The organism is Streptomyces sp. NRRL B-1347, from assembly GCF_000720325.1.
Lineage (GTDB): Bacteria > Actinomycetota > Actinomycetes > Streptomycetales > Streptomycetaceae > Streptomyces.
The window spans coordinates 55,718-75,550 of record NZ_JOJM01000028.1; the positions used below are offsets into that span (position 1 = coordinate 55,718).

The 19,833-nt window shown below is 71.2% G+C and carries 17 protein-coding genes; 8 read left to right on the forward strand and 9 right to left on the reverse strand.

The genetic code is table 11. From position 1 onward, the window contains the following. Positions 1-31 precede the first annotated feature (31 nt). The 3 genes from IG74_RS0123465 to IG74_RS0123475 all read left to right on the forward strand — a co-directional run bounded on the left by IG74_RS0123465 (position 32) and on the right by IG74_RS0123475 (position 3,664). Positions 32-1,822, forward strand: a complete 1,791-nt coding sequence (locus tag IG74_RS0123465) for a DEAD/DEAH box helicase (RefSeq protein WP_030680742.1) — start codon at positions 32-34, stop codon at positions 1,820-1,822. Between the two features lie 347 nt (positions 1,823-2,169). Beyond that, positions 2,170-2,811: an IclR family transcriptional regulator gene (locus IG74_RS0123470; protein ID WP_030680755.1), complete on the forward strand. Its 642-nt coding sequence runs from the start codon at positions 2,170-2,172 to the stop codon at positions 2,809-2,811. Between the two features lie 43 nt (positions 2,812-2,854). Beyond that, positions 2,855-3,664 carry a S16 family serine protease gene (locus IG74_RS0123475; protein WP_030680757.1) on the forward strand — a complete coding sequence of 270 codons (810 nt, stop codon included), beginning with the start codon at positions 2,855-2,857 and terminating at the stop codon, positions 3,662-3,664. 153 nt (positions 3,665-3,817) lie between these two features. Here IG74_RS0123475 and IG74_RS0123480 read toward each other — a convergent pair whose 3' ends face one another. From IG74_RS0123480 to IG74_RS0123505, 6 genes are all read right to left on the reverse strand, one after another. Continuing rightward, complete coding sequence (locus IG74_RS0123480) at positions 3,818-4,414, reverse strand: ArsR/SmtB family transcription factor (RefSeq protein ID WP_030680760.1); 597 nt, start codon at positions 4,412-4,414, stop codon at positions 3,818-3,820. Positions 4,415-4,515: 101 nt separating this feature from the next. Further along, positions 4,516-5,490 (reverse strand): glycine betaine ABC transporter substrate-binding protein, encoded by a 975-nt coding sequence (locus IG74_RS0123485; protein WP_030680763.1) that lies wholly within the window; start codon positions 5,488-5,490, stop codon positions 4,516-4,518. After that, positions 5,487-6,290 carry an ABC transporter permease gene (locus IG74_RS0123490; RefSeq protein WP_234334429.1) on the reverse strand — a complete coding sequence of 268 codons (804 nt, stop codon included), beginning with the start codon at positions 6,288-6,290 and terminating at the stop codon, positions 5,487-5,489. The genes IG74_RS0123485 and IG74_RS0123490 overlap by 4 nt, the downstream gene beginning before the upstream one ends. 92 nt (positions 6,291-6,382) lie before the next feature. Beyond that, positions 6,383-7,732, reverse strand: coding sequence for a betaine/proline/choline family ABC transporter ATP-binding protein (locus IG74_RS0123495; protein ID WP_078868986.1), 1,350 nt, complete (start codon positions 7,730-7,732; stop codon positions 6,383-6,385). Beyond that, positions 7,725-8,372 (reverse strand): ABC transporter permease, encoded by a 648-nt coding sequence (locus tag IG74_RS0123500; RefSeq protein ID WP_030680772.1) that lies wholly within the window; start codon positions 8,370-8,372, stop codon positions 7,725-7,727. The genes IG74_RS0123495 and IG74_RS0123500 overlap by 8 nt, the downstream gene beginning before the upstream one ends. Before the next feature lie 108 nt (positions 8,373-8,480). Then, on the reverse strand, positions 8,481-8,948 hold the full coding sequence (locus IG74_RS0123505; protein ID WP_030680775.1) for an Lrp/AsnC family transcriptional regulator: 468 nt from the start codon (positions 8,946-8,948) through the stop codon (positions 8,481-8,483). Positions 8,949-9,069: 121 nt separating this feature from the next. Between IG74_RS0123505 and hppD the strand changes: the two genes are divergently transcribed. After that, entirely contained in the window at positions 9,070-10,215 is a 1,146-nt protein-coding gene (gene hppD, locus IG74_RS0123510; protein WP_030680779.1) for a 4-hydroxyphenylpyruvate dioxygenase, read from the forward strand. 87 nt (positions 10,216-10,302) lie between these two features. Here the strand turns inward: hppD and IG74_RS0123515 are convergent, their stop codons facing one another. Further along, a complete protein-coding gene (locus tag IG74_RS0123515) occupies positions 10,303-11,871 on the reverse strand; it encodes a tetratricopeptide repeat protein (RefSeq protein ID WP_078868987.1) in 1,569 nt (522 codons plus the stop codon). Between the two features lie 97 nt (positions 11,872-11,968). Between IG74_RS0123515 and IG74_RS0123520 the strand changes: the two genes are divergently transcribed. Continuing rightward, positions 11,969-13,339: an FAD-binding oxidoreductase gene (locus tag IG74_RS0123520; protein ID WP_051855206.1), complete on the forward strand. Its 1,371-nt coding sequence runs from the start codon at positions 11,969-11,971 to the stop codon at positions 13,337-13,339. Positions 13,340-13,391: 52 nt separating this feature from the next. Here IG74_RS0123520 and IG74_RS0123525 read toward each other — a convergent pair whose 3' ends face one another. After that, positions 13,392-13,871 (reverse strand): SsgA family sporulation/cell division regulator, encoded by a 480-nt coding sequence (locus IG74_RS0123525; RefSeq protein ID WP_030680789.1) that lies wholly within the window; start codon positions 13,869-13,871, stop codon positions 13,392-13,394. A gap of 316 nt (positions 13,872-14,187) precedes the next feature. Here IG74_RS0123525 and IG74_RS0123530 point away from each other — a divergent pair, with 316 nt between their 5' ends. After that, complete coding sequence (locus IG74_RS0123530; RefSeq protein ID WP_030680792.1) at positions 14,188-15,594, forward strand: RDD family protein; 1,407 nt, start codon at positions 14,188-14,190, stop codon at positions 15,592-15,594. Positions 15,595-15,709: 115 nt separating this feature from the next. Then, positions 15,710-16,366 (forward strand): RDD family protein, encoded by a 657-nt coding sequence (locus IG74_RS0123535; protein ID WP_030680794.1) that lies wholly within the window; start codon positions 15,710-15,712, stop codon positions 16,364-16,366. Positions 16,367-16,486: 120 nt separating this feature from the next. Here IG74_RS0123535 and IG74_RS49600 read toward each other — a convergent pair whose 3' ends face one another. Beyond that, the gene (locus IG74_RS49600) at positions 16,487-16,786 is read right to left on the reverse strand and encodes a hypothetical protein (protein ID WP_078868990.1); all 300 of its coding nucleotides are present in this window, start codon (positions 16,784-16,786) and stop codon (positions 16,487-16,489) included. 530 nt (positions 16,787-17,316) lie between these two features. Here IG74_RS49600 and IG74_RS0123540 point away from each other — a divergent pair. Then, positions 17,317-19,752: an immune inhibitor A domain-containing protein gene (locus IG74_RS0123540; protein WP_030680797.1), complete on the forward strand. Its 2,436-nt coding sequence runs from the start codon at positions 17,317-17,319 to the stop codon at positions 19,750-19,752. The last annotated feature ends 81 nt before the right edge of the window (positions 19,753-19,833 follow it).

A 19,833-nucleotide genomic window follows, 5' to 3' on the forward strand; every position in this document is an offset into this window, starting at 1 on the left:
GTACGTACCCCCAGCGTCAAAAACGGAGACCGTGACTACCACCGCCGCCTCCAACCACCACCTCTCGCCCGCCTTCCCGGGGCGCGCTCCCTGGGGCACTGCCAGCAAGCTGCGCGCCTGGCAGCAGGGGGCGATGGAGAGGTACATCCAGGAGCAGCCGCGCGACTTCCTGGCCGTCGCCACCCCCGGCGCCGGCAAGACGACGTTCGCGCTGACGCTCGCGTCCTGGCTGCTGCACCACCACGTGGTGCAGCAGGTCACCGTGGTCGCCCCCACCGAGCACCTGAAGAAGCAGTGGGCCGAGGCCGCGGCACGGATAGGCATCAAGCTGGACCCGGAGTACAGCGCGGGCCCGCTCAGCAGGGAGTACCACGGCGTCGCCGTGACGTACGCGGGCGTCGGCGTCCGGCCCATGCTGCACCGCAACCGCGTGGAGCAGCGCAAGACCCTCGTCATCCTCGACGAGATCCACCACGCCGGCGACTCCAAGTCCTGGGGCGAGGCCTGCCTGGAAGCCTTCGAGCCCGCCACCCGGCGCCTCGCGCTCACCGGCACGCCCTTCCGCTCCGACACCAACCCCATCCCCTTCGTGACGTACGAGGAGGGGAACGACGGCATCCGCCGCTCCTCCGCCGACTACACGTACGGCTACGGCAGCGCCCTCGGCGACGGCGTCGTGCGGCCCGTCATCTTCCTCTCCTACAGCGGCAACATGCGCTGGCGCACCAAGGCCGGTGACGAGATCGCCGCCCGGCTCGGCGAGCCGATGACCAAGGACGCGATCTCGCAGGCCTGGCGCACCGCCCTGGACCCGCGCGGCGACTGGATGCCGAACGTCCTCAGGGCCGCCGACCGGCGCCTGAGCGAGGTGCGCAAGGCCATCCCGGACGCGGGCGCCCTGGTGATCGCCTCCGACCAGGACTCGGCGCGCGCGTACGCCAAGCTCATCCGGGAGATCACCGGGACCAAGGCCACGCTCGTGCTCTCCGACGACACCGGGGCCTCGCAGCGCATCGACGACTTCAGCGGTAGCGACGACCGCTGGATGGTCGCCGTCCGCATGGTGTCCGAGGGCGTCGACGTGCCCCGGCTCGCGGTCGGCGTGTACGCGACGACGATCTCGACCCCGCTGTTCTTCGCCCAGGCCGTGGGCCGCTTCGTGCGCTCCCGGCGGCGCGGCGAGACCGCGTCCGTCTTCCTGCCCACCGTCCCCGACCTGCTCGGCTTCGCCAACGAGATGGAGGTCGAGCGCGACCACGTCCTCGACAAGCCGAAGAAGCAGGGCGAGGAGGACCCGTACGCCGAGTCCGAGCAGGAGATGGACGAGGCGAACAAGCAGCAGGACGAGGACACCGGCGAGCAGGAGCAGTTCTCCTTCGAGGCCCTGGAGTCCGAGGCCGTCTTCGACCGCGTCCTCTACGACGGCGCCGAGTTCGGCATGCAGGCCCACCCCGGCAGCGAGGAGGAGCAGGACTACCTCGGCATCCCGGGCCTCCTCGAGCCCGACCAGGTGCAGCTCCTGCTCCAGAAGCGGCAGGCCCGGCAGATCGCCCACAGCAAGAAGAAGCCCGCCGACGAGGCCGACCTCCTGGAGCTGCCCGCCGAGCGCCGGCCCGTGGTCTCCCACAAGGAGCTCCTCGAACTGCGCAAGCAGCTGAACACGATGGTCGGCGCGTACGTCCACCAGAGCGGGAAGCCGCACGGGGTGATCCACACGGAGCTGCGGCGGGTGTGCGGGGGTCCGCCCAGTGCGGAGGCTACCGCCGGGCAGCTTCGGCAGCGCATCGCCAAGGTGCAGGAGTGGGCTACGCGGATGAGCTAGTTCCGGTGTGCCTTCGCCTGCGGGTCGTTCTGGGTTGCTCGCGCAGTTCCCCGCGCCCCCAAAAAAAGGGCGCTCCCGCAGGGCCTCTTCGTCACCGGAAGGTCGGGAAACGTGCGCAGTGCGTGCAGGCATTGTGCGTTCCGCATACACATGCGGGGGTGCGTATCGGGATGATCCGGACCGTCTTTCCGTCGCCTTGACCGGATTCTGGACGGAGTCTTCCGCTGAGCGGGACGCCCTCGCTACTGTCCCCGCTACACAACGCCCCGTGGCAGCGCCGCCCCGGAGCGCAGCCGGTGCCCGCCGCAGAGGGGGCCGTCGACCCTCACGACTAAGGAGTGGGCGTCGTGACCGCGGAGACATCTCAGACGCTCGACCGAGGACTGCGCGTCCTCAAGCTACTCGCCGACACCGACCACGGCCTGACCGTCACCGAGCTGTCCAACAAACTCGGGGTGAACCGCACGGTCGTGTACCGGCTCCTCGCCACCCTCGAACAACACGCGCTCGTACGACGGGACTTGGGAGGCCGGGCCCGGGTGGGCCTCGGCGTCCTGCGGCTCGGCCGGCAGGTGCACCCGCTGGTGCGCGAGGCCGCGCTTCCCGCGCTCCGCTCCCTCGCCGAGGACATAGGGGCGACGGCCCACCTGACCCTGGTCGACGGCACGGAGGCGCTCGCCGTCGCCGTGGTCGAGCCGACGTGGACCGACTACCACGTGGCGTACCGGACCGGTTTCCGCCACCCCCTGGACCGGGGCGCCGCGGGCAAGGCCATCCTCGCCGCGCGGCAGGGGCACATCACCGACCCCGGGTACGCGCTCACCCACGGGGAGCTGGAGGCCGGGGCCAGCGGCGCGGCCGCGCCCCTCGTCGGGGTCACGGGGCTCGAGGGCAGCGTGGGCGTGGTCATGCTGGCGGACTCGGTCCCCGAGAGGGTGGGCCCGCGGGTGGTGGACGCGGCCCGGGAGGTCGCCGAGGCTCTGCGCTGAGCGGCTTGCGGGGCTTGATCCCGCGCTCGCGTAGATTGGGCACGTGCTGTCTCGTCTCGCTCAGCTGAGCCGCCCCAAGGTCCTCGCCATCGCCGCGACGCCCGTCGTCGCTCTGCTCGCGGTCGCCGCCTTCGCCCCGCTCCCCTTCGCCGTCGCCCAGCCCGGCGGTACCGCCGACGTGCTGGGGGAGTACGAGGGCAAGCCCGTGCTCACGATCTCCGGGGCGCCCACGCGGAAGACCGAGGGGCAGCTGCGGATGACGACGATCGTGGCGACGGGCCCGCAGATGACCGTGCGCCTCGGCGACGTGATCGACGGCTGGTTCCGTACGGACCGGGCCGTGATGCCCAAGGACTCGGTCTACCCGGAGGGCGACAACGAGAAGGAAGTCGAGGAGCACAACCTCGGCGACATGCGCGAGTCGCAGGACAGCGCGACGAAGGCGGCGCTTCGCCAGCTGCGGGCGGACGGCGTGGACGGCACCGACAAGGTCAAGGTCAACGCCGACCTCGGGAAGATCGGCGGGCCGAGCGCCGGGCTCTTCCTGGCGCTCGGCATCATCGACAAGCTGGACGGGAACGGCAGCGGCGGCGATCTGACCGGCGGCCGCACGATCGCAGGAACCGGCACGATCAAGGCGAACGGCAAGGTCGGCGCCGTCGGCGGCGTCTCCCTGAAGACGCAGGCCGCGGCCCGTGACGGCGCCACCGTCTTCCTCGTGCCGAAGGCCGAGTGCTCGGATGCCGAGGCGGAGAAGCCGAAGGGGCTTCAGCTGGTCCCGGTCACCACGCTGTCCGGAACGGTCGACGCGCTGCGGGCCCTGCAGAAGGGCGAGCGGGTTCCGAGCTGCTGACCAGGCGCAGACCCAACTCGACCAGGGTCCAGCCCAGTTGGCTGCGGAGCGCCGCGCGCGGCGCTCTGCGGGGGGCTGCCGCGCGGTGCAGCTCGGCGGCGCGGGCGTCGTGCAGGAGCAGATGGATCTCGGGGTGCACGGTGGGTGCTCCTCTCAGGTGTCGGCCCCGGGTTTCGTCGGGAACGAGTGCAGGTGGATGCGCACGCGGGCCGCGTCCGGAGTGCCCTCGTCGGGGGGCGACTTCCGGTAGCTTGAGATGAGTTCGTGGATCTTGCGGCCGAGCTCCGCGTTCTGCGCCGGGGTGAGTTGTAGCGTGAAGTCGCTCATGTCCGATGATTCGACCCACTCCTTGGACCAGTCGCCCTCGGTGCCGAGCCAGGTGGCCAGCTCCTGGGCGTGGTGCGTCGCGGCCTCGTGCAGATAGGCGTTGAGCGCGCCCCGCACCTCCGGGGTCGGGTCGGTGCGCAGCTGGTCGCCGAGGTACGTGCCCTGGTGGACGGACCGCCACCAGCGCTCCCTGCCCTTGCCGCGCTCGGGGTCGTCCTCCGCGAAGCCGTACTCCGCGAGCTGGCGCAGGTGGTAGCTCGTCGCGCCGCTCGACTCGCCCAGGCGTTCCGCGAGTTGGGACGCCGTGGCCGGGCCGTCGAACCTCAGTGAGGTGAGCAGCCGCATCCGCAGCGGATGCGCGAGGCCGCGCAGCGAGCGCGCGTCGAGATGATGGATCTTCCGAGGCTCCGGGTCCTGCGTCATGCCTGTCAGCCTACGCATGCAAAGACTCCGTTGCAACGCATTCTTTGCAAGGGAGTCTTTGCATGGCCGGAACCCGGCGGCAGGCGGCCGGTGGCCCCGGGCTACTCCTTCACGAAGCCCTGCTCCACCATCCAGTCCTTCGCCACCTCGTGCGGGTCCTCGCCGTCCACGTCGACCTTGGAGTTCAGGTCCTGCGCCACCTTGTTGTCGAGCTTCTTCGTGATGGGCGCGAGGACATCCGCGATCTCCGGGTACTTCTTCAGGGTCTTGCTGTTGATCTCGGGAGCCGCGTTGTAGTTGGGGAAGAAGTGGCGGTCGTCCGCCATCGTCGTCAGGTTCATCGCCTTGATGCGGCCGTCCGTCGTGAAGACCTCGCCGTAGGTGCAACTGCCCTTCTCCGCCTGGGTGTAGATGATCCCGGTGTCCATCTGCGTGATGTTCCCGGCCGGGAGCTTCATGCCGTACGCCTTCTGCATGCCCGGCAGGCCGTCCGCGCGGTTGGCGAACTCGCCCTCCACGCACACCGTGACGGCCTTGGAGTCCCGCTGCGCGAGGGCTGCGACGTCGGAGAGCGTCTTGGTGCCGTACTTCTTGAAGTTGGACTCGTTCATCGCCAGCGCGTAGGTGTTGTTGAGCGAGGCGGGCGGCAGCCAGGTCAGGCCGTTCTTCGCGTCCGCCTCGCGGACCACCTCCCACTGCTGGTGCGGGTCGGTGACGGGCTTGGAGTTGCCGAGGTAGGTGATCCACGCGGTGCCCGTGTACTCGTACATGGCGTCCGCGTCGCCGCCCTTGACCGCCTCCCGGGCGCCGATCGAGCCCTGGATGCCGGTGCGGTCCAGGACGTCGGCGCCCGCCGCCTGGAAGGCGATGCCCATGATCGCGCCGAGGATCAGCTGCTCGGTGAACTCCTTGGACGTGACGGTGAGATCGGCGCCCTCCAGGGGCTTGCCCCGGCCGACGGTGCCGGGCTCCACGTCGTCCACCATCGGCGAGCCGCTGGTCAGACCGCAGCCGCCCGCGGCCAGGACGATCCCGGCCACGGCGCCCAGCGCCTTCGTACGCGACGCGAGCCTCATGAGCGCACCTCCAGGCCGCGGGGGCTGAGGACCACTTCGGCGAGCGACGCCAGCCAGTCCACGAGCAGGGCGAGCACCACCGTCAGGATCGAGCCGAGCATCAGGACCGGCATGCGCTGGTTGGTGATGCCCGTGGTGATGAGGACGCCGAGGCCGCCTCCGCCGCCGAAGGTCGCGAGCGTCGCCGTGCCGACGTTCAGGACGAGCGCGGTGCGCACGCCCGCGAGGATCAGCGGCACGGCCAGCGGGAGTTCGACCCTGGCGAGCACGCCGAGCGGCGACATGCCGATGCCCCGCGCGGCCTCCAGGAGGGTGGGGTCGTTCGCCTTGAGGCCCGCGATCGTGTTGGAGAGCACCGGCAGGACGGCGTAGATGATGATGCCCGTCAGGGCCGCCTTCTCGCCGATGCCCATCCAGATCACCAGGAGCGCGAGCAGGCCGATCGCGGGGGTCGCCTGGCCCATGTTCGCCAGGGCCATCGCCACCGGGGCGCCCTTGCGGAACCGGCGCCGCGTCAGCAGGATCCCCAGCGGGATCGCGATGATCAGCACGAAGAAGGTGGAGATCGCTGTCAGCTCGACGTGCTGCCGCAGGGCCTTGCCCACCTGTCCGTTGGACAGCGCGTTCTTGGAGATCTCGTCCAGGTCCGCCTGCTCGAACCAGAGCCAGGTGGCGATGAGCACCGCCGCGAGCAGGGCGGGCAGGAACGTCAGCTTCTGCCACGTCACCCGGCGCGGCTCGCGCGCCACCGGGGTCGCGGGCGCCTCCTGCTCGGCCTCGCCCTCGTCGCGGAAGGCCAGGCCCTTGACCTCGTGCTCGCCGCGCGGGCGCGACGCCTGGCGGGCGGCGTGCTTGCGTTCGGGGACGCGCGGCTCGTTCCCGGGCGGCGGGCTCACGCCTTCGCCTCCCCGCCGCCGTCGCCTTCCTGCTCCTTGTGGGTCAACTGGGCGCGCTGCTCCTCCAGTTCGTGCTGGTGCTCCAGGGCGTCGAGGCGGTCGGCCTCCAGCATCTCGTGCACGGAGTTCATCAGCGTCTCCATGTCGACGACGCCCGTGTACTCGCCGCGCCGCCCGGTCACGGCGACCCGGCCCGCGTTGTCGGTGAGCACGGCCTCCAGGGCGTCGCGGAGCGTGGCGTCCCGGGTCACCGTGTCGTGCACGAGGGTGCCCGCGCGGGCCAGGGAGCCCTTGGCGCGCATCAGGTCGCCGCGCCTGAGCCACTTGTAGGGGCGGCCGCGCTTGTCGAGCAGGAGCAGTTCGTTGGTGCCGCTCGCGCGCAGCTTGTCGAAGATGTCCTGGAGCGGGTCGTCGATCGTCACCGTCGGCACGTCGGCCATCTCCACGTCCCGTACGCGCGTCAGGTTCAGCCGCTTCAGGGCCGCCCCTGCGCCGACGAAGCCCGACACGAAGTCGTCGGCCGGGTTGGTGAGGATCGCCTCCGGGGTGTCGAACTGCGCGATGTGCGAGCGCTCGCGGAGCACCGCGATGCGATCGCCCAGCTTGATCGCCTCGTCGAAGTCGTGCGTGACGAAGACGATCGTCTTGTGCAGCTCGTGCTGGAGCCGGATCAGCTCGTCCTGGAGGTGGTCGCGGGTGATCGGGTCGACCGCGCCGAACGGCTCGTCCATCAGGAGCACGGGCGGATCGGCCGCGAGCGCCCGGGCCACGCCCACGCGTTGCTGCTGGCCGCCGGAGAGCTGGCGCGGATAGCGGCCGTGGAACTCGGCCGGGTCGAGCCCGACCAGGTCCAGCATCTCCTCCACCCGCTCCTTGATCCGGGCCTTGCCCCAGCCGACCATCCTCGGCACGAGCGCGATGTTCTGGGCGACCGTCATGTGCGGGAAGAGGCCGGAGGACTGGATGGCGTAGCCGACCTTGCGGCGCAGCTTCACCGGGTCGATGTCGGTGACGTCCTCGCCGTTGATGCGGATGCGGCCGCTGGTCGGCTCGATCAGGCGGTTGATCATCTTCAGCGTGGTGGACTTGCCGCAGCCCGAGGGGCCGACGAAGATCACGATCTCGCCCGCCTTGATCTCCATGTTCACGCTGTCCACGGCCGGTTCGGAGCTGCCCGGGTAGCGCTTGGTGAGGCTCTCCAGCTCGATCGTCGCGCCGGTGGTGGTGGCGGGACCGGGGGCGCCCGGCGGCGCGGGCGAGGTCGCGGTGGAGCCCGCCTGGTCGGTGGTCGCGCCCGCCGCGTCGGGCGCGGGCGACGGTGCGGGCCTCTCCGGAGTCTCAGACACGGATCCCCCTCGGAATCGTCAGACGGCCGATCAGGACGTACGCGGCGTCGAAGAGCAGCGCCAGGACGATGATCCCGAGCGTGCCCGCGAGCACTTGGTTGAGCGCGTTCTTGCTGCCGAGCGAGGCGATGCCGCGGAAGATCTCGTTGCCGAGCCCGGGCCCGGAGGCGTAGGCGGCGATCGCGGCGATGCCCATCAGCATCTGGGTGGAGACCCGGATGCCGGTCAGGATCGGCGGCCACGCCAGCGGCAGCTCGATGCGCACGAGCCGGTGCAGGCGGGACATCCCGATGCCCTTGGCCGCGTCCACCAGGGTGGGGTCGACGCCCCGCAGGCCCACGATGGAGTTGCGCACGATCGGAAGGAGGCCGTACAGCGTCAGGGCCGTCACCGTCGGCGCGACGCCGAGGCCCACGACCGGGATCAGCAGACCGATCATGGCGAGCGAAGGGATCGTCAGGATCGTGGAGGTCGCGGTCGTGGCGAGGTTGCCCGCCCACTCGCTGCGGTACGTCACCACGCCGATCAGCACGCCGATGACCGTGGCCACCACCATGCACTGGAAGACGGCGCTGGCGTGCTGGTACGCGTCCATCAGCAACTGCTGGTGACGGTTGCCGAGGTAGTCCCAGAAGTTCACCGTGCCGCTCACCTCGCGGGGTGCGCCAGACGGCGCGGGGAGTCTCCCCGCGCCCGCGTGCGTCGTACGGGTGGAACGTCCTACTCCCTACCCACGTCGACCGTGCCGTCAGCCGCCGGACGCCTGCTCCACCAGCGGGATGATCCGCAGCGGAACGGGGTTCTCCATGACGATCGCCGTGGAGGCCCGGACGATGCCATCAAAACCCACCACCCGGTCGATCACACGTTGGAGATCCGCGTTCGAGCGGGCCACCAGACGGCACAGCATGTCGCCGTGCCCGGTGATGGTGTGCAGTTCGAGGACCTCCGCCACACCCGCCAAATGCGCCCGCACGTCGGCGCCCTGGCCCTGTTTGATCTCCAGGGTCGCGAACGCCGTGACCGGGTAGCCGAGCGCCGCGGGGTCCACGTCGGGGCCGAAGCCGCGGATGACTCCGTTCGACTGAAGCCGGTCCATGCGGGCCTGCACCGTGCCGCGTGCGACGCCGAGCCTGCGGGACGCCTCCAGGACGCCGATCCGCGGCTCCCGCGCGAGCAGCACGATGAGCCTGCCGTCCAGATGATCGATCGCCATGCCGCCTCCGAAGTAGTCATGATGTACAGAACGCCCGGCGCTTCAGGGTCCTGGCTATGCGTATTGCCCAGTGAATACGCGAACTATTGCGCATCTTGCGGTTCGGCGGGAGCCTCGGAGTATGACTCAGACCACACACACCACGCCCGAAACCGCGCGCGAGGCCGACCCCTTCCCGGTCAAGGGAATGGACGCGGTCGTCTTCGCCGTGGGCAACGCCAAGCAGGCCGCGCACTACTACTCCACGGCGTTCGGCATGAAGCTCGTGGCCTACTCCGGACCGGAGAACGGCAGCCGCGAGACCGCCAGCTACGTGCTGGAGAACGGCGGCGCGCGGTTCGTCTTCACGTCCGTCATCAAGCCCTCCACCGAGCGCGGCACCTTCCTGGCCGAGCACGTCGCCGCGCACGGTGACGGCGTCGTCGACCTCGCCATCGAGGTGCCGGACGCGCGCGCCGCGTACGCGTACGCCGTCGAGCACGGGGCGCGCGGCATCGACGAGCCGTACGAGGTCAAGGACGAGAACGGCACGGTCGTCCTCGCGGCCATCGCCACCTACGGCAAGACCCGGCACACCCTGGTCGAGCGCTCCGGCTACTCCGGGCCCTACCTGCCCGGCTTCGTGACCGCGTCGCCGATCGTCGAGCCGCCCGCCAAGCGGACCTTCCAGGCCATCGACCACTGTGTGGGCAACGTCGAGCTCGGCAAGATGAACGAGTGGGTCGGCTTCTACAACAAGGTCATGGGCTTCACGAACATGAAGGAGTTCGTGGGCGACGACATCGCGACCGAGTACTCGGCGCTGATGTCGAAGGTGGTGGCCGACGGGACCCTGAAGGTGAAGTTCCCGATCAACGAGCCCGCCATCGCCAAGAAGAAGTCCCAGATCGACGAGTACCTGGAGTTCTACGGCGGCGCGGGCGTCCAGCACATCGCGCTCGCCACGAACGACATCGTCGCCACCGTGCGGACCATGCGCGCGGCGGGCGTGCAGTTCCTCGACACCCCCGACTCCTACTACGACACGCTTGGGGAGTGGGCCGGGGAGACGCGGGTTCCCGTCGAGACCCTGCGCGAGCTGAAGATCCTCGTCGACCGCGACGAGGACGGCTATCTGCTCCAGATCTTCACCAAGCCGGTTCAGGACCGGCCGACGGTCTTCTTCGAGATGATCGAGCGCCACGGCTCGATGGGCTTCGGCAAGGGCAACTTCAAGGCCCTGTTCGAAGCGATCGAGCGCGAGCAGGAGAAGCGCGGCAACCTCTGACCGGGCCTTCGCTCGTAACCACCCGTCCGCCGCTGTGGGCAATCGTCCCGCAGGGCGGGACGGGTGGGCACAGCCCCTGGGTGCCGCTCAGCGTGGGGCCCGGGCCGGGGCGGGGAGCTTCGGCACCGGGGCCCCCGGCGGGGCGTAGACCTCGGCGGGGCCGCCCTCGGGCGGGTCGCCCAGGGCCTGGAGGGCGTCGCGCGCCGCCGCGGCGCCCAGCGGCGAGAAGTACGGGTTCACCCGCAGCGCCTCCGACAGATGCCGCCGCGCGGCCCCGTAACGGCCGAGCTCCCGCTCGATCTCCCCCCGGTGATAGGCGAACACCGCGCTGCGCGGCCCCTTCTTCATCGCCCGCTCCGCGAACGTGAGCCCGGCCGCCGGGTCCCCGGCCCGGTGCAGCGCCCACCCCAGCGCGTCCGCGTTCTCCGGACTCCCGTGCCGCGCGAACTCCGCCCGGAGCCGCCGCACCGCGGCCTCCGCGTCCCCGTGGTCGGCCTCGAAGAGCCCGAGCACCCGCTCGTCGCTCACACCCCCGCGCCCGGCGTCCCTGACCCGCGCCCGCAGCAGGTCGTACTGCGCCCGCGCGGCCGGCACCAGCTTCAAGGACTCGTACAACTCGCCCAGCTCCAGGGCGTACTGCGGCTCGGGCCACTTGGCGAGCGCGCTCCGGTAGGCCTGCAGCGCCTCCGACGTGCGGCCGAGCGCGGCGAGGGCGCGCCCCTTCGCCGCGAGCGAGGGATGGTGCCCGGGCTCCGCCGCGAGCGCCGCCTCGACGTAGCGCAGCGCCTGCGCGGGCTCGCCCCGCTCCCAGGACAGCTCCCCGACCCGGTGCAGCCCCGCGGCCCGCTCGGCGGGACCCTCGGCGAGGGCCGCGGCGTCGGCGAGCGCGGCCGCCGCGTTCTCGCGCCAGCCGCGGTCGCGGTAGACCGTCCCGGCGAGCGCCCTGACGGCGGCGCCGGACTTCAGCTTCTGGAGCGTCTCCAGGGAGCGGGTCACGCCCTTGGCGTCACCGAGGCCCCGGTAGGCGTCGATGAGCACCGGATACGTCGTCCACCGCTTCGGCGCGAGCCGCGCCGCCCGCTCGCCCCACGTCCGCGCCGCCCGGTAGTCGTGCCGCGCGTTGGCGAGCGCCGCGAGGCCGGCGAGGGCGGCCACGTTCCCCTCGGGCCGCGCCTTCAGGGACGTGCGCAGCGCGTGCTCGGCCTTCGGGTAGGACATGAAGTCGCCGGTGCGCGCGCCCCGTTCGACGTACGCCGAACCGAGCACCGCCCACGACTGGTCGTCGCCGGGGTGCGCCCGCAGATGGGCCTCGCGCTCGCCGATGAGCGCGGCCAGATCGGGCAGCGACGCCGGGACGCCGGTGCCCGCGGCGGCCAGGGCCCGCCCGGCAGGACCGGGCGCGGGCGGCGCCGCCCGCTCGCCCGACCGCGGCAGGAGCACGAGCACGCCGCCGAGCACGACGGCGCCCGCCACGGACGCGGCGAGGGCCCAGCGCAGGCCGCGGCGGCGCGGCCGCCGCTCCTCGGCGAGCCCGTCGAGCAGCCGGGCCACGGAAGCGGCGGGCCCCAGGGCGGGCGCCCCTGCGGCGCCGTCGGCCGGGGTCTCGGCGGGGCCGTCGGCCGGGTCCTCGGACGCGCTGCGCTTCTCCGTCTCCATGGCGCTCACTGTGCGTCAATACGAAGATCGCGTCGCGGCACGCGAAGGGCGTCGCACACGGGTTCACACCGATGGCCCCGAGTGCGAGGCTGTGATCATGAGCAGCGCCCTCATCGAAGCCCTCCGGGCGGGCCTCCCCGCCGACGCGGTCCTCACCGACCCGGACGTCACGTCCTCGTACGCGCACGACATGGCGAGCTTCTGCGCGGCGGGCAGCCCGGCCGCGGTCGTCCTGCCCCGCACCGTCGAGCAGGTCCAGCACGTCCTGCGCACGGCCACCGAGCTGCGCGTGCCCGTCGTGCCGCAGGGCGCCCGCACCGGCCTGTCGGGCGGGGCCAACGCCACCGACGGCTGCGTCGTGCTCTCGCTCGTGAAGATGGACCGCATCCTGGAGATCAACCCCGTCGACCGCGTCGCCGTCGTCGAGCCCGGCGTCGTCAACGCCGCGCTCTCGCGCGCGGTCGCCGCACACGGCCTCGCCTACCCGCCCGATCCCTCCAGCTGGGAGACGTGCACCATCGGCGGGAACATCGGCACCGCGTCGGGCGGCCTGTGCTGCGTGAAGTACGGCGTGACGGCCGAGTACGTCCTCGGCCTCGACGTCGTCCTCGCCGACGGCCGCCTCCTGCGCACCGGCCGCCGCACCGCCAAGGGCGTCGCCGGATACGACCTGACGCGCCTGTTCGTCGGCTCCGAGGGCAGCCTCGGCGTCGTCGTCCGCGCGATCCTCGCGCTCAAGCCGCAGCCGCCTCAACAGCTCGTCCTGGCGGCCGAGTTCGCCTCGGCGGCCGCGGCCTGCGACGCCGTCTGCAAGATCATGGAGGGGGGACACGTGCCCTCGCTCCTGGAGCTGATGGACCGCACCACGATCCGGGCCGTCAACTCCCTCGCCCACATGGGCCTGCCGGAGACCACGGAAGCCCTGCTCCTCGCCGCCTTCGACACCCCGGACCCGACCGCGGACCTCGCCGCCGTCGGCGCCCTGTGCGAGGCCGCGGGCGCCACCCAGGTCGTCCCGGCCGAGGACGCGGCCGAGTCCGAACTCCTGCTCCAGGCGCGCCGCCTGTCGCTCACCGCCCTCGAAGCGGTCAAGGGCACCACGATGATCGACGACGTGTGCGTGCCGCGCTCCCGGCTCGGCGACATGCTCGACGGCGTCGAGCGCATCGCCGACAAGTACGCCCTGACCATCGGCGTGTGCGCGCACGCGGGCGACGGCAACACGCACCCCACCGTCTGCTTCGACGCCGCCGACCCCGACGAGTCGCGGCGCGCCCGCGAGTCCTTCGACGAGATCATGGCCCTCGGCCTGGAACTCGGCGGCACCATCACCGGCGAGCACGGCGTCGGCGTCCTCAAGAAGGAGTGGCTGGCGCGCGAACTCGGACCCGTCGGCGTCGAGATGCAGCGCGCCGTCAAGGCCGCCTTCGACCCGCACCACCTCCTCAACCCCGGCAAGCTCTTCTGAGAGCCCTCGCTCTCACCCGCCTCCGCGCCGTGCGCCCCCGTGACGCCCGCGCTCACTCACCGTCCTTGGACTCGTCAGAGGGCCACGGGTCCCGCAGCCACAGCTCGTCGGCGCGGCCGGGGGTGGGGGCGAGCAGCTCGGCGAGGCCGTCGTCGATGCCGAGCCGCTCGGCCTCAGAGCCCGGAGGGACCACCCGCAGGGTGCGCTCCAGCCAGGCCGACACGGCGGGTGCCGGGGCCTCCAGGAGCGCGTCCCCGTCGGGGGAGCTCAGCGCCATCAGGACCACGGACTTCCCCTCGACCTTCGTCGGCCACACCCGCACGTCGCCGTGGCCGCACGGCCGGAACACCCCCTCCACGAGCAGTTCCCGGGCGAACGTCCAGTTCACCGGGTTCTCGGAGCCGATGTGAAAGGCGATGTGGACGGCGTACGGATCGTCGGTGCGGTAGCTGAGCCGGGCCGGGACGGGGATCGAGCGCTCCGGCGAGAGGACCAGTTTCAGCTCCAGCTCGCGTTCCACCACGGTGTGCATATCGCTCGCGCTTCCTTCCTTTGTTCGCTTTCTCCGTGCGGACCCGGAACAGGCCCGCAGAGAGTCAGAGCGCGAGGAGCGCCGCGCATTACGCGACTTCGGGAAAGTTTTTCGAGAACTTTCGAAGGGGTTCGTACGGGCTCGTGCGGGATGCCGGTACGAGGGCCGCGCGGGACCCCCGTACCGGCCCTCGTACGAGGTCGGGGAGGAACCGTGCACGGAAGGGGGCGGTGCGGCGGGACCCACCCGACGGGACGCGCCGGTCTGATAGATGTGGAGCCTCACACGACCCCCGAGCAGATACGGGACGACGGACATGAGCGCCCCAACCCCGGCCCCCGGCGACGACAGGCCCCGCGAGGGCTACTACCCCGATCCGTCCATCCCCGGGTACGTCCGGTACTGGAACGGCGCCGCCTGGGTGCCCGGTACGAGCCGTCCGGCGCCGTCCGACGGCGAACCCCTGCCCGCGCCGCCGCGCTCGGCGACGGCCGCGGTGCCCGCGCCCGCGCCGGTGGTCGAGGAGACGGGGCCCGTCTTCTTCGACGAGGAGCCGGAGGGCGTCGCCCAGTCCGAGGAGGCGGGACCCGACGCGGGTCCTGAGCCCTCGTCGGCCTGGGGCGCGGACGCCGCCCGGCAGAACGGGCTCGGCGGCGAGCAGGACCAGCGGGTGTCGTGGGGCGCGCCCGGACAGCGGGACCCCAGGCTGCCGGGCGGCACCGAGGCCCGCCCCGACGCGGCCGCCCCCGCCGCCGCCCAGGGCACCGCGAGCCGCGTGCCCGCACAGGCGCGGCCCGAGGACGCGGCCCCGGCCCCCGGCGTCAAGCAGGCCACCCCGCAGCCCCCCTCCGGCGAGGGAACGGTCACCTTCCGGCGCCCCACCGGACCGGTGAAGCCCGCGGGCCCCGGCACGCCCGGCGCGGACGGCGGCGCCGAGGGCACGATGGCGATCAGGGCCCTGCGCCCCAAGCCGGCGCCCGGGTCCGCCGCGCCGTCCGCGCCTGCCGTGCCCGCTGCCCCTGCCGCGCCCGCCGCGCCCGCCGTGCCGCAGCAGGGCGGTGCCGCCGGGAGCGGGGGAGTCGTGACCTCCGGGTCCGGCGGGGGCTCCGCCTCCTGGGCCCAGCAGGTGCACCAGCTCGCCCAGCCGCCCGCCGCCGCGCCGCAGGGCGACGTGCCCGTCGTGCCGTGGAAGCCGGTGGCCGCCGACCCGTTCGCGGCGGTCGCCCAGGCCCAGGCCGAGGCGCGGCCCGCCGCGCTCGGCAAGCGGCTCGTGGCCCGGCTCATCGACACCGTCGTCCTCGCCGCGGTCACCGCGGGGGCCGCGCTGCCCCTCGGCACCCGGGCCGCGGACCACATCGACAGCAAGATCGACGCGGCGAAGCTGTCCGGCGAGAAGGTCACGGTCTGGCTGCTCGACGGCACCACGGCGGGCTACCTCGGGATCGTCCTCGGCGTCCTGCTGTTCTTCGGCGTCCTGTACGAGGCGCTGCCGACGGCCAAGTGGGGCCGCACGCTCGGCAAGAAGCTGTGCGGGATCGAGGTGCGGGGCATCGAGGAGCACGGGGCGCCTTCCTTCGGTGCGGCGCTGCGGCGCTGGCTCGTGTACGCCGTGCCGGGGATCCTGGGGGTGGGTGTGGTCGGGCTGCTGTGGTGCCTGTTCGACCGCCCGTGGCGCCAGTGCTGGCACGACAAGGCGGCGAAGACCTTCGTGGCGTCGTCCTAGGGCAAGCCACGACGAGCCCGCAGACACCCGGCATCACGCTGCGGCACTCTGGTGGGGTAACCCGGACAGCCGCTCATCACATGCAGGGACTTCCACTTCGAGGTGCACTCACCCCATGAGCACCGAACCGCCGCCCTACCCCACCGGCCCGGACCCCGACGACAACGACCCGTTCAGGAAGCAGCCGCCCCCGACGGGCGCGGGCGGCGGATCGCCGTACGACACCCCGCCGCCGGGCGGCGGCCCAGGTGGCGGCCCGGGCGGCGGCGCCCCGCCCCCGCCCTACGGCGGCGACCCCTACGGCTCCCCGGATCCCCTCTCGGGCATGCCCCCGCTCGCGGACAGCGGCAAACGCGTCCTCGCCCGCATCATCGACATGGTCCTCGTCGGCATCGTCGTCTGGGCGCTCTCGTGGCTGTTCGGCACGCACGAGTACGACCTGGACCCGGACAAGGTGGACGCGGGCAAGTCGTTCGGCCAGTCGCTGCTCGCCGCCGTGCTGTACATCGCGTACGACAGTTACTTCATCTCCAAGTCCGGCCAGACGCTGGGGAAGAAGTGGCTCGGCATGCGGGTGGCGAACCTCAACGACGGGGCCACGCCCACCCTCCAGTCGGCGCTCGCCCGCGCCGCGGTCCTGTGGGTGCCGTTCGCGTTCTGCTGCGCGTGCGTCTGGACGGCCGTCTGCGGCGGCTGGAGCTTCTTCGACAAGCCGTACAAACAGGGCCTGCACGACAAGGCGGCCAAGACCGTGGTGGTCAGCACGGGCTGAGGCGGTCACCGGGCAGGCGGAAACGGCGCCCGCGCGGCGCGGGACGCTCGTCAACCGGCGGGTTCGTGGCGGTAGTTCACGAACCCGCCGGTTCTGTATGCGTATGTCCGTGCGGAACCGTCAAGGACCGGCGGGTTCCCGCACGGGGGCCCGGTCCCGCGTCGGCACGGGCGCGATGACCGTGCGCTGGGCGGGGACCTGGTGCTCGGCGGGGGCCGGGGTGACGGCGGTGGCCTTGTCCCGCGCCGGTTTCGGCAGCGGAACCGTTAAGGCGACGAGCAGTCCGAGCCCGAGTGCGGCAAGGGCTATGACTGCGATTCCTGGTGGTGACGTCGCCTGCGAGAGCAGGAGCATGGCGAGGGTGGAACAGATGACGGTCGCGGAACCATACGAGAGCTGTGCGACGGTCGGACGAGGCATGGGGCGAGACATGGCGTGATCCGTCCTCGGGACAGCGGATGCGGGGGTGATCCTGGGGCTATGGGGGTTGTGGGTGGGGCATAGCGGAACGTATACGAATCGAAGGGGGCTTTTTGGCGTCGGCTTGGATGCCTTGCCGAGCACCCGCGCCTGCCGTTGATTTGGCGCCGTTCTTCAGGGTCTGGCTCTATTCGCCTGCATGCCCGACGTGGCCGCGCGGTAAGCGTGACCTTACCCACGGTGCCGGTGCACGGGGGGCGCATAGATTCATGCATTCCATCAACTGGACGGTCGCACGCGCCGGTTGACGATGCAATATGCCGCTCGGTCGTGCCGCGGCCACAGACCGCGTGCGTCCGGATAGTGGACAAGCGCGTCTGCATAGAGCATTTGGCCTGTTCAAGTCAAGGTCTGTCTTTTCTCTTCACCCTCCGGTCGAATGTCGTCACTTAGGACGCGCTTACCGCGCGCGGACCTCCTTGACCGGGACCCCTCCGGTCCGCGGCGGGCGCGGGGGAGGAAACCATCAAGTGAGAGTCAAGAGACGGACGTTCCGTGCCGCGGCCGCCGCGGTGGCGGTGGCCGCGGCCACCGCGACGTTCTCGGCGTACGGAGTCGCGGTCGCCGACGACGGCGCGAAGGCGCCCTCGGCCAAGGACGGACAGGCCGTTGACCGCCGCGATCCGGCGGACGCCAAGACGGGTGTCGACCACGACCTGGACGGGCCCTTCAGCAAGCAGCAGGCCCAGCAGCGCAAGGCCGCCCTGGAGCAGGTCGTGTCGGGCGAGGCCGAGGTCGAGAAGCGCGGCGGTTCCAACGTCGTCAAGCTCGACGACAAGAAGTACGTCGAGCTGGGCCGCGAGAAGACCGACAAGATCTTCACGATCCTGGTGGAGTTCGGGGACAAGGTGGACGACACCACCCTGTACGACCCGGACGGCCCGGACGGACCGCAGCCGCCCGTCAAGAAGTACGGCGGCGAGCCCGGCCCGCTGCACAACAAGATAGCCAAGCCGGACCGTGCGAAGGACAACAGCACGGCCTGGCAGGCCGATTACAACCGCAAGCACTTCAAGGACCTGTACTTCGGCGAGGGCAAGGACAGCAAGGGCAAGCCCAAGCACTCGCTGAAGACGTACTACGAGAAGACCTCCTCCGGGCGCTACTCGGTCGACGGCACGGTCTCCGACTGGGTCAAGGTCGACTACAACGAGGCCCGTTACGGCTCGAACTACTGCGGCGACAACAACTGCGCCAACGTCTGGGACGCGGTCCGCGACGGCGTGACGGCCTGGGAGAAGGACCAGAAGGCCAAGGGCCGCACGGACGCCCAGATCAAGGCGGACCTCGCGAAGTACGACAAGTGGGACCGCTACGACTTCGACAACGACGGCAACTTCAACGAGCCCGACGGCTACATCGACCACTTCCAGATCGTCCACGCCGGTGAGGACGAGTCCGCGGGCGGCGGCGCCGAGGGCACGAACGCCCTCTGGGCGCACCGCTGGTACGCCTACGGCGACGACGCGGGCAAGACGGGCCCCGGGAACAACAAGGCGGGCGGCACCCAGATCGGCAAGTCCGGCATCTGGGTCGGCGACTACACGATGCAGCCGGAGAACGGCGGCCTCGGCGTCTTCGCCCACGAGTACGGCCACGACCTCGGCCTGCCGGACCTGTACGACACCACGGGCCCGGGCGCTGCCGGTGAGAACTCCGTCGGCTTCTGGTCGCTGATGTCGGCCGGCTCCTGGCTCGGCACCGCCAAGAACGCGATCGGCGACCTGCCCGGCGACATGACCTCCTGGGACAAGTTCCAGCTGGGCTGGCTCAACTACGCCAAGGCGAAGGCCGCGACGAAGTCGACGCACAAGCTGGGCGTGTCCGAGTACAACACCCGCAACAAGCAGGCGCTGCTCGTCACGCTGCCCAAGAAGTCGGTCACCACGACGGTCGTGAAGCCCACCGAGGGCGCGAGCCAGTGGTGGAGCGGTCAGGACGACAACCTCAAGAACACCCTGACCCGGTCCGTCGACCTCACCGGCAAGTCCAAGGCCGAGCTGTCCCTCGACGGCTGGTGGGACATCGAGCGGAACTACGACTACCTCTACACCGAGGTCTCGACGGACGGCGGCGCCTCCTTCACGCCCGTCGACGGCACCGCCGACGGCAAGCAGATCACCCGTGACGGCGGCGACAAGCCCGCGCTCACCGGCTCGTCGACGAAGTACCAGAAGCTCGTCTACCCCCTCGACGCCTACGCGGGCAAGAAGATCGACGTCCGCTTCCGCTACGCCACGGACGGCGGCACCTCCCTCAAGGGCTTCACCGCCGACCAGATCACGCTGACCGCGGACGGCGCCAAGCTGTTCACCGACGGCGCCGAGAGCGGCGACAACGGCTGGAAGGTGAAGGGCTTCTCGCGCATCGGCGAGTCCTTCACGAAGAAGTACGACCAGTACTACTTCGCCGAGAACCGCCAGTACGTGTCGTACGACAAGACCCTCAAGGCCGGTCCGTACAACTTCGGTTTCGCGTCGCGCCCCGACTGGGTGGAGCACTACCCGTACCAGACCGGCCTGTTGGTCTGGCAGTGGGACACCTCCCAGAAGGACAACAACGTCAGCAAGCACCACGGCAAGGGTCTGATCCTGCCGGTGGACGCGCACGCCAAGCCGCTGAAGTGGAAGGACGGCTCGCTCCTGCGGAACAAGATCCAGCCGTACGACGCGCCGTTCTCGAAGTACCGCACCGACGCCTTCACGCTCCACAACGCGGACGTCGCGCTGAAGCTGAAGTCGCGCGCGGGCGTCTCGGCCTTCGACGACCACAAGGGCACCTACTGGTACCCGGAGAACCCCACGGGCAGCGTCAAGGTCACTGACACCAACACCAAGATCAAGATCGTGAAGCAGCCGAAGGATGGCTCCTCGATCACGGTCCAGGTGGGTCCCTCCGTGCGGTAATTTCGCGTTTCCCCAGGTCAGAGGCGTATATCTGACCGGACGGCCGTCGCCCCCTAGCGGGCGGCGGCCGTTCGTGTTTAG